The following is a 14,701-nucleotide window of genomic DNA, read 5'->3' as shown; positions in this document are numbered from 1 at the left end:
GGGTGGGTTACTCGCAGTCTCTTGGCATATTCGCAGGGCTAACCATGCTGGTTTCCGTTTTGTGTACCGGCACATCTACCTTCCCGCTGGCAATCACTTCACCCAACTGCCACAACTTCCACTCTCCCCGCTCATAGATATCCCATTCTTCATCATGGGTAAGCGGGTCGGTTGCAATAATGCTCACCACATCATTGGTGGTGGTTTCGGCGGAAAAGTCGACTTCTACTTCCACATCTTTTAGGCAGGCGGGTCCGAACGGCGCGCGACGGGTAATGCTGGCCATTTTGGTACTGCAAAAACTGAATAACCAGTCTCCGTTGCTAAGCAGGCAGTTGAATACACCTTGTTGCGCATATTCCTGCGCCAGCGATACCAGCGCTGAGGCTAACTGCTGTGGCATGGCATCGCGGGGCAGGTTCTGACGAATACTGTTCATCAGGTCACAAAACAACTCTTCGCTGTCGGTGTCGCCTACCGCTTCATAAGTACCTACCCGGCGGGTAAAGCCCGGGATCTGGCCATTGTGTGCAAATACCCAATAGCGCCCCCATAACTCGCGGGTAAACGGATGTGTGTTAGACAGGTTTATGTTACCCACATTGGCCTGGCGAATATGACAAATAGCGGTTTTGCTTTTAATTGGAACTTTGCCTACAAACTCGGCAATTTTAGAGGTAGCACAGGACTCCGCATCATGGAACAGTCGTACCCCTTTACCCTGATAAAAAGCAACGCCCCAGCCATCTTTGTGGGGGCCGGTCTCGCCACCGCGACGCGTGAGTCCGGTAAAGCTAAAACACAAATCGGTGGGGGTGTTGGCGCTCATGCCCAAAAGCTCGCACATGCTACTTCTCTCTATGCCCTAAAATCTTGGTTACTTGCTTGCTCGCCCGTTCATCCATCTGGTGGTTTGGGTGAGATGCTCAATATGAGTATACATCAATAAAGACACTGAAATACGCACTTCTACGAAGATTGGCATAATGCCGCAGACGTAAAAAAGCCCTCGGGTGAGGGCTTTTAAACAAGAGGATTATTTCTCTGAGGTTACCGGGAAACCGCGATCACGCATCAGGGCTTCGACTTTTGCGTCGCGTCCGCGGAATTTGCGGTACGCTTCGGCCGGATCCATTGCGTTGCGGATGGAGAACAGGTACTTCACCAAACGATCCGATACGGCTTTATCGTAATAGCCACCTGGTGCTTCTTCAAACGCTTCAGCGGCATCTGCGGTGAGCACTTCTGCCCACATGTAGCCATAGTAGCCAGAAGAATACCCTTCACCAGAGAAGATGTGTCCAAAATGCGTGGTACGGTGACGCATTACCACTTCTTCCGGCATGCCGATTGCGGCTAACTGCTCGCGTTCAAACGTATCGGGGTCAATATTTGCTGGATCCGTTGTATGATACAGCAGGTCCATAATCGCTGACGCCATATACTCGGTAGTCTTGAAACCTTCATTGAACGTGGCGGCATTGTTGATTTTTTCAATCAGGCTGGCCGGGATGGGTTCGCCGGTCTGGTAATGTACCAGGAACTGATCAACAACTTCGTCGGTGGTTAACCAGCGCTCCAGCAACTGCGACTGGAATTCGGTGTAATCACGCACACCTGAGTGTGATGTGGGGTATTTTACCGTTGCGGATAAGAAGTGCAGCGCATGGCCAAACTCGTGGAAGTAAGTTTCTGCATCATCCCAGGAAATCAGTGTAGGTTCACCTTCAGGGCCTTTTACAAAGTTCGAGTTGTTTGACGACAACACAGTTTTTGCACCATCAAACGTGGTGTGGCTGCGGTAGGTGGTTGCCCACGCGCCTGAGCGTTTGCCCTTGCGTGCAAACGGATCCAGATACCACAAACCAACCAGCTTACCCGAGTCTTTGTCGGTTACTTCCCATACTTTTACGTCGGGGTGAAAAACGGGTACTGAGCCTTCGGGTACCGGCGTAAAGTTAAAGTTAAATAAACGGCCGGCAACGTAGAACATGGCCTCGCGCAGCTTGTCCAGTTGCAGGTATTGTTTTACTTCATTGGAATCCAGATCGTATTTGGCTTTACGCACTTTTTCGGCGTAATAACGGTAATCCCATGGTTTGATGGTGATGTTATCGCCCAATTCGTCAGCAATCGCCTGCATATCGGCAACTTCTTCCTTCACGCGTGCAATGGCAGCTGGCCATACCTTCATCATCAAATCCATCGCGTTTTCCGGATTCTTCGCCATGCGGTCTTCCAGGCGCCACTGGGCGTAATTCTCGTAGCCCAGCAGTTTAATGCGCTCATGGCGTAATTCTAAAATCCGCTTTACTAACGCGTTGTTGTCAAATTCATCGCCGTTATCACCACGGCTGTAGTAGGTGGTCCACACCTGCTCACGCAAATCGCGGTGCGTTGAATAAGTAAGGAACGGATCCATTGATGAACGGGTATTCGTAATCGCATACTGACCGGCTTTACCGCGCTCTTCGGCGGCCGCGGCGGCGGCTTTAACAAACGATTCTGGCAAGCCATCCAGTTGTTCGGCGGTAATATAGGTTACATAGTTTTCTTCGTCTGCCAGTACGTTGTTAGAAAACTTGGTATGCAAGCTGGCCAGCTCTTCGTTAATGGCAGCATAGCGGGCTTTCGCATCACCATCCAGCGTAGCGCCGTTACGGGCAAAGCCATTGTAGGTTAACCAGGTAATGCGCTGTTCTTCTTCAGTAAGGGTGGCGAGTTCGTCACTTTCATAAACGGCTTTTACACGACTAAACAGTTTTTCATTCTGGTTGATCTTAGAGCGATAGGCTGACAGTTTAGGTGATAATTCACGCTGAATGTCACGAAATTCCGGACTGGATTGATTCGAACTCCAAATCCCGTAATAAGTATATACATTGCCAATTGCGTTACCGGCCCGTTCCAGTGCAACAATGGTGTTGTCGAAGGTTGGGGCTTCAGTGTTATTGGCAATGGCGTCAATTTCTGCCAGGTTTGCGGCCATGGCCGCTTCCATTGCTGGCATCAGATCGCTGAGTGACATTTTGTCAAACGCGGGTACGCCACCGTAGGGGCCCTGATAGTCTTGCAGGAGAATGTTGTCACTCGTTGCAACTTGTGCCTGCGCCGGGGCGGCAGAAGACGATTCAGTTACCGGTGCCTGCGAGCAACCAGCAAGTGCCAGCAGCAACGCCGTGGCGGTAAGGGTATGAGTTAGTTTTATCATTGGATTTACTTCAACTTATCTGTCGTTCTTATGTTAATGAGAGCCGATGTAATAACTCGGTATGCATCAACTAACCAGTTTATGTGCAGAGAACAGATTGTGAAAGGTATTTTACCGCGATGGTTTGCACCAGAACGCTTATGAGCAGACTCTGGTGCAAAATAAAAACGGATTAGGCAAATACAACCGTTTTGTTGCGATGAATGATTACGCGGTCTTCCAGGTGATAACGCACGCCATGTGCAAGTGCGTTTACTTCGCAGTCCTTGCCCTTGCGAACCATATCGTTGGCTGAGTCACTGTGGCTGATCCGCTTAACGCTTTGCTCAATGATGGGGCCTTCGTCCAAATCGCTGGTGACATAATGACAAGTCGCGCCAATCAGTTTTACGCCTCGTTCGTAAGCCTGCTGATAGGGCTTTGCACCAGCAAACGACGGCAGGAAGCTGTGATGAATATTGATCACTTTGCCAGCCAGTTTCTTGCATAAATGATCTGGCAGAATTTGCATAAATCGGGCAAGTACGGTGAGGTCGATTTTGTATTCTTCCAAAAGTACTTCGATTTGCTTGAACGCCGTTTCTTTTCCTAGGGTCTTAAAGTCTACCCAGTGGAATGGCACCTTGTACCAATCGGCAAACTGCTTGAGTTGCGGGTGGTTACCAATAATGCACGGAATGTCGCAATGCAGTTCGCCGGTGTGCCAGCGGTGTAAAATATCCACCAGACAATGAGACTCCAGACTGGCTAGTAAAGCTACACGCTGTTTTTTACTGGAATCGGTGAGTTTCCATTCCATTTGAAAGTGATTGGCAAGCGGTGTAAAGGCTTCAATAAACCGGTCATAAGACAGGTTAATGGAGTCGGTACTGATTTCGTGGCGCATAAAAAAGCGACCGGTTTGTAAATCGGTGTGATGACTGGCTTCCAGAATGGACGCATTGTGGTCGGCAAGGAATTGAGACACGCCTGCTACCAGACCAACCTGGTCGGGGCAATCAATAATAAGTCTAAAGGTGTGATGCATGGTTTTATATGGTGATAAATAGTCCCCCCTTTTTACCGAGCGACAGCCTCGCTGTAAAGGGGAAAAGCCTTAAAATTGACCTCTTTGCAGTTTTTCCCGCACTGAAGACGGGTTGAGCAATGGCCAGCTGTGCCTTACAGGGTAGCGGACCCCACTGGGAGTCGATACCGATTCGAACAAATGAAAATGACTAAACTGGCAGGTTATCTGGGGTGCAACCAACGGCGGAGGATAGTCTGCTTTAGTATTGCGGATCAGCGTAACGTGCGGGCGGTAATCCCTTCGCTCAACCTCAATGTCAGCTTGTCTGGCAGCAGTGTTCACACTGGCTGCCAGTTCCATAAGGCCGGCTGGTGGCGCTGAAGGTGCGGCTAACAGGATATTCGGCCCCTGCCAGTAAGCAGTGGTGTCCAGGGTAACCTCAAAAGGAGCGGCTGCTATATTGCCCAGTGCGGTAATAATGGCTTCGTGCTGTCGGCTGTTGATATTGCCTAAAAAGCACAAGGTAATGTGAAAATTGGCGGCCGGCACACTCTTCGGCTGACGTACGGGCACTTTAGGCTGATTGGCATTTCTCATGTGAGAAGCGGGCTGTGCGGGCAGGCTTTTTTCCCGCCAGTGTTCCAGCGCCAGCTTACTTTGAGCCGATAAATCTAAACCGATAAAACTTCGCATTGTCATCTGGCCTGCCGTTTTAGTATTCGTTATAAATGAACTGCAACAGTGCGCAATGTTACTATAGTTGCTTATTTTAGTATAAGTGCGGTGTGTGATTTGGCCTGAAGGGTTAACATACAGTGCATCTGTAGTATGAACATTGATGTTGTGAGAACCATTCAGGTATGACGCTCCCTGTAGAATCCTTACTGGCACAGTTGTGCGAATCACTCAAAGCCCGGGATGTACTGCTAAGTGCCCCGCCTGGCGCAGGTAAATCCACCGCTATTCCACTGGCCTTATTAGCGAACAGCAACAAGCACATTGTGATGTTGCAGCCCCGGCGTGTGGTAGTTAAGCAACTGGCCAGTTATCTGGCATCGCGATTAGGTGAATCAGTAGGCCACACAGTGGGTTATCGCATTAAGGGTGAGCAAGCGGTGAGTAAACATACGCGGCTCGAAATAATTACCGAGGGCATATTGAGCCGCCGGATCCAGCAGGACCCGGAACTCAATGGCGTTGATATCATTATTTTTGATGAGTTTCACGAGCGCAACCTGCACAGTGATTTTGGATTGGCTTTGGCCATTGAGGTAAGGCAGGCGTTGCGAGACGACCTCCGGCTGTTGGTGATGTCGGCAACGCTGGATGTATCACCTATTCATGTGCTGTTACCTGATGCAGAAGTGCTGCACAGCGATGGCCGCCAATTTCCGGTAGACGTGACTTATTTGGGCCAGTGTCAACATGTTGAACTGGTGAACAGCCTGTTCAGTCATCTACAGACGATCATTTCATCGGAGCCGGGCGACATACTGGTTTTCCTTCCTACTGTGAAGCACATTTTGCAGCTTCAGCAGCGCCTGAACACACAGTTGTCTGACACTGCAGAGATATTGCCACTGTATGGAAATTTACCTCTAACAGAGCAACAACGCGCGCTTAAACCAACATCCGATGGCCGACGAAAAATTATTCTGGCCACCAATATTGCCGAAACCAGTTTAACGATTGATGGCATAATGGTAGTGGTAGACAGTGGTCGTGAGTTGATTGCCGAGTATCATCCCAAAAGTCAGATGACCGAGTTATCACTGCAGATGATATCCCAGGCGTCGGCGGAACAACGAAAAGGCCGTGCCGGACGACTTTCGGCAGGGAAGTGTTTTCGGCTATGGAATGAAGAAACACATGGGCGGTTACGCAAGTTCAGTCAGCCTGATATCCATACGCAGGACATTACGGGCCTCGTGCTACAAGCAGCGGCCTGGGGTACCCCTGTAAAAGACCTCGCACTACTTGACATGCCGTCTGACGCGCAACGGCAATCTGCCACGCATGCCCTGATACAACTGGGTGCATTTAATGACAGTACAGAGATCACTGCACTAGGGCGCGACGCGGCACAGTTACCGGTGCAACCGCGCACCGCCTGTATGTTACTGGCGGCGAGTCGGCTGACAACAGAAACAGGCGACAAAGACTGGTTAGTGGCAGGGAGCGTGATTGCCGCGCTATCTGAAGATCCGCCCAAAATGCCAGATTGGGACCTACAGACTGGGCTCAGGCAACTGCCGGACGGTACCAGACAACGTTTGGCAGATCAGGCTATTCGACTCATTAAACTGTTAGGTGGTCAGGCCGACAAGTCGGCCCTGTTTTACGTATCGGCTGACAAACTGGCTGTTGCGGTAGCATTAATCAATCCAGACTGGGTGGCACGCATGCAACCTAACGGCACGCTTAAGCTGGCCTCTGGCGTAGGCGCAGAGCTGCCAGAGGATGCCCATGTTAGCGGGGAATGGCTAGCGGTACTTAACGGTCAGCGCCGCGGTGCAGTGATGCAAATACGCTCGGCGCTGGCAATTGATATCGCTTTGTTGAAGACGCATTTTGGCGGGTTGTTTTTCAACAAGGAAGTGCTGTACTACGATGCTGCTGCGGATACGTTGCGGGCGGAAAAGCAATTGCGATTTGGCGATATTGTGCTGAGCAGTGTGCCGCTAGCCAAAGCAGACGTTACTTCCCGAGGCGATTTTTGGCGTGATTGGCTTGCCGCAAGACCCATAAAGGATTGGCCAAATTCCGCGCTGTTGATACCCGTTTTACATCGATTGTCGATGGCAAGAATGCTTAATCTTGAATATAAAAGCTACGGTGAACCTTGCTCCTGGCCTGATCCTACGGATAGCTGGGTACTTGCCAGTGACACTGTGCACAGCGCGCTTCAGGCGTGTCAGTCGGTTGCGCAGTTAAAGCAATTAGCGTGGGATAAGCTAGTGGTTCAATCGTTGCCCTGGGCACTTCAGGAAGCGCTGAATATGCAACTTCCAGAGGCGATCACGGTGCCAAGTGGCACTAGTCGGTCATTGCGGTATGAGAACGCTACCCGGGTGGTGTTGGCGGTGAAAATTCAGGAAGTGTATGGCAGTAGCGAGCCGGTTTGCGTGGCGAATGGCCGACAAACGGTGACGGTTGAATTGCTCTCGCCGGCCAACCGGCCAATACAGACCACTGACGACTTACCGGGCTTCTGGAAAGGGAGTTATGCCGAGGTGCGCAAAGAGATGAAAGGCCGCTATCCCAAACACAACTGGCCGGAAGATCCGACCACTGCTCAGGCAAGTGCGCGTACAACTAAGCCTAAGTAACTGATTCGTCATATTTAATTGCTACTTTGTTCTTTTGACTAATTGACATCGATCAATGAAACCCCGACCAAGGTCTGATTTTCCCATTGTCAGATTAGGTTTATAGATGGTTATATAGTAAACGGTTATTTAGTAAGCGATAGCAAAAGAGGAAACAGCATGAGCAGAGTAGCACTTGTCACAGGTGGGACACGAGGGATTGGTGAAGCAATTTGTACTACGTTAAAAGCCGCAGGCTATACGGTGGTTGCTAACTATGGTGGGAACGATCAAGCCGCGCAGGAGTTTACTCAGCGTACGGGGATCGCAGCAATGAAGTTTGACGTATCAGACTTTGATAAAACCAAGCAGGCAATTTCACAAATTGAAGCAGATTACGGACCAGTGGATGTGCTAGTAAACAACGCGGGTATTACCCGTGATGGCACCATGCATCGAATGACCTTTGAACAATGGAATGCAGTTATCCAGACTAACCTGGCGTCATGTTTTAATACATGCCGTGCGGTAATCGAAGGGATGCGTGAGCGCAGCTTTGGGCGTATTGTGAACATTGGTTCAATCAACGGCCAGGCAGGACAGTATGGTCAGGTGAACTACGCGGCAGCAAAATCCGGTATTCACGGATTTACTAAAGCATTGGCACAGGAAGGTGCAGGTAAAGGGATTACTGTTAACGCCATCGCACCAGGCTATATCGATACCGATATGGTTCGCGCTGTTCCTGAGGATGTACTGGCTAAAATTGTGGCAAAAATCCCGGTTGGCCGTTTAGGCAAGCCTGAAGATATTGCTGACGGGGTATTATTCCTGGTGAAGGATGAATCCAGTTTTATTACCGGCTCAACGCTGTCGATTAACGGCGGCCAACACATGTATTAACCGGCTTACAATAACAACATACATGAGTTAACGGAGGTTCAAGTGCCTGATTTTTGCTGTTCTCAGGCACTTTGTAATCCGCGCTTTACGTGTTTGGCGTAATCGTTACACCAAGTGCTTGCATAACAGATAACGACGGAAACCCGTCTGCTACCATGTCCCGACTCAATTGAAACTGGCGAATCCCCTCGCGGGTGGCTGGTCCAAGAATACCGTCGGCACCACCCACATTGATACCGTGTTCATTCAAGCTGCGTTGTAACGCAATAATGTGATCGCGGCTGTAAGCCGGAAGATCCGGAAGCGGTGCAACCAATCCACCATCACCGGCAATTTGATCGGCCAGTCGGCCTACAGCGATGGCGTAAAACTCAGAATTATTCCAGCGCATGATTACCCTGAAATTGGGATAGGCCAGAAAGGTTGGCCCTTCGTGACCTGCAGGCATAACCAGGTAGCTGTTAAGATCGCTGTTGCCCAGGGCATTGCCCTGCGCATTCGTTATCCCTAGCGCGTCCCAATCTGTAACTGTGCGGCGGTTACTGTATCCTAATAAACGATAGTCAAAATCGTTGGGTAACATAACTTCACGCCCCCAGCGAAATCCGGGTTGCCAGCCAAGTTGTGCTAAAAAGTTTGCCGCCGACGTTAAGGCATCGGCTTCACTGTCCCACAAATTGATTTGGCCGTCGTTGTCGCCATCTACAGCGTAAGCGGCATAGGCTGACGGCATAAACTGGGTATGGCCCATCGCGCCGGCCCATGAGCCTACCATACGTTCCTGTTCTAACGACTGAGCCTCTAACAGCTTAACGGCAGTGATCAGTTCTTTGCTGAAGAATGTGCTGCGACGTGGATCACAAGCCAGAGTAGCCAGCGAATCCAGTACTGGCATAGTGCCTTTATAACCACCAAAATTCGTTTCCAGGCCCCAGAATGCCAGTAAGTAATGAGCAGGCACGCCGTATTGTTTTGCCAGTTTAGCCAACAGGGCTTTGTGTTTGGCGGCCAGCTCGCGGCCTTTGTTAATGCGCCAGTCGTTTACGCGTTTACTGAAATAACCGGGGAAGGTTTGAACAAACTCAGGCTGGCTTCTGTCGAGTTCAATGACCCGCGGTTGATAAGCGATTTTTGCAAATACCTGCTGAGCTACAGACTCGCTGACGCCGCTCTCAATGGCGCGCTGCTGTAAATCGGCTTTACAGCTTACAAAGTCGGTTGATTCCGTTTGAGAATAGGCGCTTTGGCTAATGGCCAGGCTACCAAAAACCAGCCCTGCAACGGAGGTACGAAACAGAAGACGAAAATGGCCAGAAAGGAAATGGCGCATGTAATACTCCCTGAGAAAATGAGCACCCATGCTAACGCAAAGCGCTGGCATGGGCGAGTCTGTATCAGGCGTATTTGTGAATAAAGTCGGTAATTAACGGACGAATGTGCTGACGGAACTTAGAGCCACTGAAAATACCATAGTGACCAGCTCCGGGCTGTACGTGATGTTTACGCATCGACTTGGGAATATTCTTACATAGTGTTTGGGCTGCTTCGGTTTGGCCTAGTCCACAAATATCATCTTCAGCGCCTTCTACTGTCATCAAAGGAGTTTTGTCGATAGCCTCAAAATTCACTGGCTCCCCCTGATAAGTAATAGCACCGCGAGCTAGCTCATTGTTTTTGAATACCCGCTCAATGGTTTCCAGATAAAACTCGGCAGGCATATCCAATACCGCCAGGTATTCATCATAAAATGCGCGGAAACGGTCGGCATCCTCTTCTTCACCAAACACAAGGTTCTGGTAGAAGTTCATGTACTTTTTCATATGGGTTTTCTGATTCATGCTAATGAACCCACCCAGTTGCATAAAGCCTGGGTAAACCTTTCTGCCTTCACCCGGATAGCCATGCGGTACTGACATAATCGCCACATTGCGGAACCACGACATCGGGTGTTTCATTGAAAATTCATTTACCCGTGTTGGGTTTTTGCTGGTGTCAATCGGCCCCGCCATGAGCGTGAGCGAGCGCGGCACACAGGCGTTATTCTTTTCTGCCATAACGGCAGTAGCAATGAGTGCCTGCACGGTTGGCTGACAGATTGCGATAACATGGGTACCGGGTCCAAGATACTCTAAGAACTCAATGAGATAACCAACATAGCAATCAAAACTAAAAGGGCCTTCTTCCAGCGGGACTTCCCGCGCATCTGCCCAGTCGGTAATATAGACTTCGTGATCGGGCAGTAATGCTTCTACTGTGCCTTTTAATAACGTTGCAAAATGCCCCGACAATGGTGCAACCAGCAATACCTTGTGGTCATCCCTTACGCCAACACGGTTAAAATGAATCAGATCACAAAACGGCTTGCTGTAAGCCACCTCTTCTTTCACCTGGTGGTACTTACCGTCGATAGTGATTTCGTCGATATTAAACCCCAGCTTTTCGTAGCGACGAGTCAGGCGCATTGCTGTTTCCAGAGAGGCCTTGGTCATTCGGCCTGGAAACGTGTGGGAAAATGGGTTCGACGGATGACTCGCAATATCATTCATCAAGCTAAAGCCTTCGTGCATAATTTGTGCACCCCGGGCCATATAATCGTAGGCTTGGTAGTTCATTCGGTCACTCCTAACAATACAACTAGAACGAGCGCTGAGTAGGACAACAAGGGATTACATCAGTTCATTTTTTGTAAAAAAAATGTAACATAAGACGCAAAAGAGGGCCATAGTTCCCTACAGCCCTCTTTCTCATTCTTTAGTCTTACTTAGCTGCGAATTTAGCAGTAAATTCTTCGCTCATGCCTTTCAGCATTTCACCAGCTTTGGTTTGTGCTGCGGTAATCAGGCTGTAGCTGCTCTTCGCAGATTCAGTCATTTTTTCCTGTAAACCTTCCAGGTACGCCTTTTGCGCTTCTGCCAGGCTCATCAGATCTTTCTGTTGGCTGGCGGTTTCAACGAATGACATGCCGTCAGATAACAGAGTAGAAAACAGGCTGTTTTGCTTCTCTGCTAATTCTTGCATGGTGCTCATATTCAGCGCCGCTAAATCGGTAACAGGTTTCATTGCAGTTTGGAACTTCTCTGTCATTTGTTCGATCATGGTGTCTCTCCTTAAAAGAGTCGTAAGTTAACTTTAAGATTTGGTTGAAGGCGCTGCTTTGGCTGGCGCTTTTCTGGTAGTCGTGGTTTTACGTGTACTGGCTGCTTTCTTTACTGCAGGCTTTGAGGGCTCTGCAGGTTTTGCTTCGACAACTGGCGTTGACACTGGTGCCGGAGTTTCAACCACTTCAGCGACCACTTCTGGTACCTGAGTTGGTTCAGGAGCTTCCGTTTTCACTGGGGCAGGCGCTACCGGCTCAGCGACTGCTTTAGCTGCTGCCTTTGGCGCTGCTTTTTTCGCAACCGGTGCCGATTTGGTGGCGTCTTTCACTGCCTTTTTTGCCGCATCTACGCCGTCTTCCAAAGACGATTTCATTACGTCCTTCAGTTCGGCTTGCATGTGGCTAAACGTTGAATAAGCGCCCTTCGAAGCTAAAGCAAAGCGGTCGCGCATGGATTCAGCGTATTCTGATCCGGCTGCTACTACGCCCTTCACTTCAGTTTGTACGGTAATGCTTTCAATAAACTTTACGCTGTCGGTTAGTAAGCCGGTAAATAACTCAGTTTGATTTTGCGACAGGTCTTCCATTGCCTTTGCATTCATCGCCATTAACGAATTAATTGGCTTGGATGATTTTTTTAACTGTTCTGTAAATTTGCCAAACATATAACACTCCCATCCGAAGTTTATGCTTGCTGCGTTGCAGCATTTGTTGGTTATATATTAGGCAGTCACGCTAGGGATGGTCAAGGGTAATTTTGTTGCAATGCAGCAAAGTGCTAGAACATTATAGAATATATATGTAATTTTTTATGCTGCATTGCAGCAGTAATGAATGAAAAGCTATTTCTTGGACGACTTTTGTGATTTAGTCCATACGTCCAGATTCTGCTCCATCATTTTGCTGAATAAACCCAGTGGTGAGGTATCCACCATGTTCTTCATCATGCCCTGTAGCTGATCTTGTTGTTCCATAAAGCTCACCAGACTTTGTTCCAGGTACTCACGCAAAAAAATCTGCATATCGGAATCGTAAAATCGAATCAACTGCATGAGTAGCTTGTTGGTAAGAATAGACTGGTGCTCGTTGGTTTCTGACTCACTGATAATTTGCAGCAAGATCGTTTTTGTTACGTCTTCACCGGTTTTGGAGTCCACTACATTAAATTCGGTGCGTGCCTTAACCAGTGATTTAATATAATCCATGTTCACATACTGACTCTGTGCAGTGTCGTAGAGTCGGCGATTGGGATACTTCTTAATCGTGATCATGGCAATTACTCTTTGCGGTTTAAGTGCGCAATGTAGCGTAAAAGCGGGCAACAGCGCAAATGTATGCCGCTACCTTTTAAAGATAGCGGCTGTATTCGCAACTGAATCAGTCGAGTCGTTTTTTAACGTAGGAACCCGGTGCGGCTTCTAGCGCTGGGTAGGATTTGTGTTTGCCGGGCTTAGGTGCAGTTACTTTTGCATTGTTGTGCGTTGCCAGCCACTGATGCCAGTCTGGCCACCAGGAGCCTTCTACCTGTTGAGCCCCGTCAAACCAGTTAGCGGCAGTAGGGGGTAACTCCGTGTTGATCCAATGTGGGTATTTGCCGGTTTCTGGTGGGTTAATCACACCTGCCAGATGTCCTGAGCCAGCCAGGATAAAACGCGTGTCGCCGCCCACCAATTGCGTACCCTGATAGGCCGCCTGCCACAACACAATGTGATCCGCGATGGTAGACAGGAAGTACACCGGCATATCAATATTGCCTAAATCAATCGGAACGCCATCTATTACAATTGCGCCCGGTGTTTTCAGCTTATTTTCCCAGTACATAGTGCGCACATACTGCTTAAAGCAGGCGGCAGTGATGTTTGTGGCGTCGCTGTTCCAGTAAAGAATGTCGAATGCGGCAGGATCTTCGCCTTTCAGATAGTTATTAATAAAGTACGACCAAAACAGGTTGTTCTCTCTTAATAAACTGAAGCTCAGCCCCAGAATGCGGCCATCGTACACACCTTTTATGTCGGCATTTTGTTCCATGGCGTTCAGGCTTTCCTCAGTGAGGTAGTTGCCGATTTCACCTGGTTCACTGAAATCCAGCAGGGTGGTGAGCAACGTTAGCGATAATATCCGCTCGTCGCCCTGCGCACGTAAATAGGCCGAGGTCATGGCCGACAATGTACCACCCACGCAGAAACCAACCATGTTTACCTTGGGTTGACCGGTGATATCGCATACCACATCCAGCGCAGCAATCGGTCCGTGCTTCATGTAACTTACGAAGTCATGTTTTGCGAGAGATTTGTCCGGATTTACCCAGGAAATCATAAACACGCTAAACCCTGATTCCAGTAACCCTTTTACGACCGACTTGGTTTCATCCAAATCCAATATGTAGTACTTGTTGATAAACGGCGGTACAAACAGAATCGGCGGCGCATAGGTTTTCGCTTTTTTGGGCGTGTAGTGAATCAGCTGAATTAACTCGTTCTGATACACGATATCGCCGGGTGTAGTAGCCAGATTACCACCCAGATCAAAGGCCGACATATCAGTTTGGGTAATCTTGAACGCTTCAAGCGGGCTCTGCTCAAGGTCGCGCATAAAGTTCTCTATGCCTTTAAGCATGCTTTGCCCTTTGGTTTTCAGCAATTCTTCGCATACTTCGGGGTTCGAGAACAGATAATTGGTTGGCGCAACAGAGTTAATGTACTGGCGCGTGTAGAACTTTACCTGCTCGGCTGATTTGGGGTCGGCAAATGTCATCGAGTCCATCATGCCCTGAAGCATTTTAGAATTAATTAAGTATGCCTGCTTTAAATAACTGAATACCGGGTTTTCCGACCAATCGCTGTGACTAAAGCGGCGGTCGCCGCGCTCTTCTGAGGCCACGTTTTGCGCTTTTTCTCCAAACATGGCCTTAGTGGCTTGTTGCCACAGCTCGGTTTGCTGTCGCATGAACGCCATTTGGTTTTCGATAAGCTTTGACGTGTCCACCTGCACGTTTTCAGCAAGTTTGCTGGTGAGCAAAGCCTGCAAGTGTTCGGGATTAAACATGGCGGCGGTATCGGCACTGCCAGCCTGTCGGGTCAGAATTTTCTGAACCATGCTGTTAAATTGCTCAGCGTATTGATTCAGCGTGTCCAAAATTTCGGTGTGATCCTGTTGCTGCACAAGTACTCCTT

At 49.1% G+C, this 14,701-nt stretch carries 12 protein-coding genes; 2 read left to right on the top strand and 10 right to left on the bottom strand.

Annotated elements, in window-relative coordinates:
* Positions 1 to 7: 7 nt before the first annotated feature.
* The 4 genes from FJ444_RS10450 to thpR all read right to left on the bottom strand — a co-directional run bounded on the left by FJ444_RS10450 (position 8) and on the right by thpR (position 4,919).
* Positions 8 to 847, bottom strand: a complete 840-nt coding sequence (locus tag FJ444_RS10450; RefSeq protein WP_140958233.1) for a class II glutamine amidotransferase — start codon at positions 845 to 847, stop codon at positions 8 to 10.
* Between the two features lie 189 nt (positions 848 to 1,036).
* Positions 1,037 to 3,211 carry a M3 family metallopeptidase gene (locus FJ444_RS10445; protein ID WP_140958232.1) on the bottom strand — a complete coding sequence of 725 codons (2,175 nt, stop codon included), beginning with the start codon at positions 3,209 to 3,211 and terminating at the stop codon, positions 1,037 to 1,039.
* A 172-nt stretch (positions 3,212 to 3,383) separates the two neighbouring features.
* On the bottom strand, positions 3,384 to 4,238 hold the full coding sequence (purU, locus tag FJ444_RS10440) for a formyltetrahydrofolate deformylase (RefSeq protein ID WP_140958231.1): 855 nt from the start codon (positions 4,236 to 4,238) through the stop codon (positions 3,384 to 3,386).
* A gap of 69 nt (positions 4,239 to 4,307) precedes the next feature.
* Positions 4,308 to 4,919, bottom strand: a complete 612-nt coding sequence (thpR, locus tag FJ444_RS10435) for an RNA 2',3'-cyclic phosphodiesterase (RefSeq protein WP_255439120.1) — start codon at positions 4,917 to 4,919, stop codon at positions 4,308 to 4,310.
* Positions 4,920 to 5,080: 161 nt separating this feature from the next.
* Here thpR and hrpB point away from each other — a divergent pair, with 161 nt between their 5' ends.
* Both hrpB and phbB read left to right on the top strand, forming a co-directional pair.
* Positions 5,081 to 7,549, top strand: coding sequence for an ATP-dependent helicase HrpB (gene hrpB / locus FJ444_RS10430; protein ID WP_140958230.1), 2,469 nt, complete (start codon positions 5,081 to 5,083; stop codon positions 7,547 to 7,549).
* 159 nt (positions 7,550 to 7,708) lie between these two features.
* Positions 7,709 to 8,431, top strand: a complete 723-nt coding sequence (gene phbB, locus FJ444_RS10425) for an acetoacetyl-CoA reductase (protein ID WP_140958229.1) — start codon at positions 7,709 to 7,711, stop codon at positions 8,429 to 8,431.
* Positions 8,432 to 8,516: 85 nt separating this feature from the next.
* Here phbB and FJ444_RS10420 read toward each other — a convergent pair whose 3' ends face one another.
* The 6 genes from FJ444_RS10420 to FJ444_RS10395 form a co-directional block, all read right to left on the bottom strand.
* A complete protein-coding gene (locus FJ444_RS10420; protein WP_140958228.1) occupies positions 8,517 to 9,761 on the bottom strand; it encodes a lytic murein transglycosylase in 1,245 nt (414 codons plus the stop codon).
* Positions 9,762 to 9,825: 64 nt separating this feature from the next.
* The gene (locus FJ444_RS10415; protein WP_140958227.1) at positions 9,826 to 11,043 is read right to left on the bottom strand and encodes a polyhydroxyalkanoate depolymerase; all 1,218 of its coding nucleotides are present in this window, start codon (positions 11,041 to 11,043) and stop codon (positions 9,826 to 9,828) included.
* A 145-nt stretch (positions 11,044 to 11,188) separates the two neighbouring features.
* The gene (locus FJ444_RS10410) at positions 11,189 to 11,527 is read right to left on the bottom strand and encodes a phasin family protein (RefSeq protein WP_140958226.1); all 339 of its coding nucleotides are present in this window, start codon (positions 11,525 to 11,527) and stop codon (positions 11,189 to 11,191) included.
* 33 nt (positions 11,528 to 11,560) lie between these two features.
* Positions 11,561 to 12,193, bottom strand: a complete 633-nt coding sequence (locus FJ444_RS10405; RefSeq protein WP_140958225.1) for a phasin family protein — start codon at positions 12,191 to 12,193, stop codon at positions 11,561 to 11,563.
* A 177-nt stretch (positions 12,194 to 12,370) separates the two neighbouring features.
* A complete protein-coding gene (gene phaR, locus FJ444_RS10400; RefSeq protein ID WP_140958224.1) occupies positions 12,371 to 12,799 on the bottom strand; it encodes a polyhydroxyalkanoate synthesis repressor PhaR in 429 nt (142 codons plus the stop codon).
* 106 nt (positions 12,800 to 12,905) lie between these two features.
* Positions 12,906 to 14,690 (bottom strand): alpha/beta hydrolase, encoded by a 1,785-nt coding sequence (locus FJ444_RS10395; RefSeq protein WP_140958223.1) that lies wholly within the window; start codon positions 14,688 to 14,690, stop codon positions 12,906 to 12,908.
* Between the last annotated feature and the right edge of the window lie 11 nt (positions 14,691 to 14,701).

Source organism: Aestuariibacter sp. GS-14 (genome assembly GCF_006494365.1).
Classification (GTDB): Bacteria; Pseudomonadota; Gammaproteobacteria; order Enterobacterales; family Alteromonadaceae; genus Alteromonas; species Alteromonas mangrovi.
Note: the sequence above shows the minus strand (reverse complement) of the source record. Positions and strands in the feature narration are given on the sequence as shown.

Bases quoted from the DNA above. Each gene is read 5' to 3' on its own strand.
- hrpB (WP_140958230.1), top strand. From the start codon at position 5,081: ATGACGCTCCCTGTAGAATCCTTACTGGCACAGTTGTGCGAATCACTC.
- phaR (WP_140958224.1), bottom strand. From the start codon at position 12,799: ATGATCACGATTAAGAAGTATCCCAATCGCCGACTCTACGACACTGCA.
- FJ444_RS10420 (WP_140958228.1), bottom strand. From the start codon at position 9,761: ATGCGCCATTTCCTTTCTGGCCATTTTCGTCTTCTGTTTCGTACCTCC.
- purU (WP_140958231.1), bottom strand. From the start codon at position 4,238: ATGCATCACACCTTTAGACTTATTATTGATTGCCCCGACCAGGTTGGT.
- FJ444_RS10415 (WP_140958227.1), bottom strand. From the start codon at position 11,043: ATGAACTACCAAGCCTACGATTATATGGCCCGGGGTGCACAAATTATG.
- FJ444_RS10405 (WP_140958225.1), bottom strand. From the start codon at position 12,193: ATGTTTGGCAAATTTACAGAACAGTTAAAAAAATCATCCAAGCCAATT.
- FJ444_RS10445 (WP_140958232.1), bottom strand. From the start codon at position 3,211: ATGATAAAACTAACTCATACCCTTACCGCCACGGCGTTGCTGCTGGCA.
- phbB (WP_140958229.1), top strand. From the start codon at position 7,709: ATGAGCAGAGTAGCACTTGTCACAGGTGGGACACGAGGGATTGGTGAA.
- FJ444_RS10450 (WP_140958233.1), bottom strand. From the start codon at position 847: ATGTGCGAGCTTTTGGGCATGAGCGCCAACACCCCCACCGATTTGTGT.
- thpR (WP_255439120.1), bottom strand. From the start codon at position 4,919: ATGACAATGCGAAGTTTTATCGGTTTAGATTTATCGGCTCAAAGTAAG.
- FJ444_RS10410 (WP_140958226.1), bottom strand. From the start codon at position 11,527: ATGATCGAACAAATGACAGAGAAGTTCCAAACTGCAATGAAACCTGTT.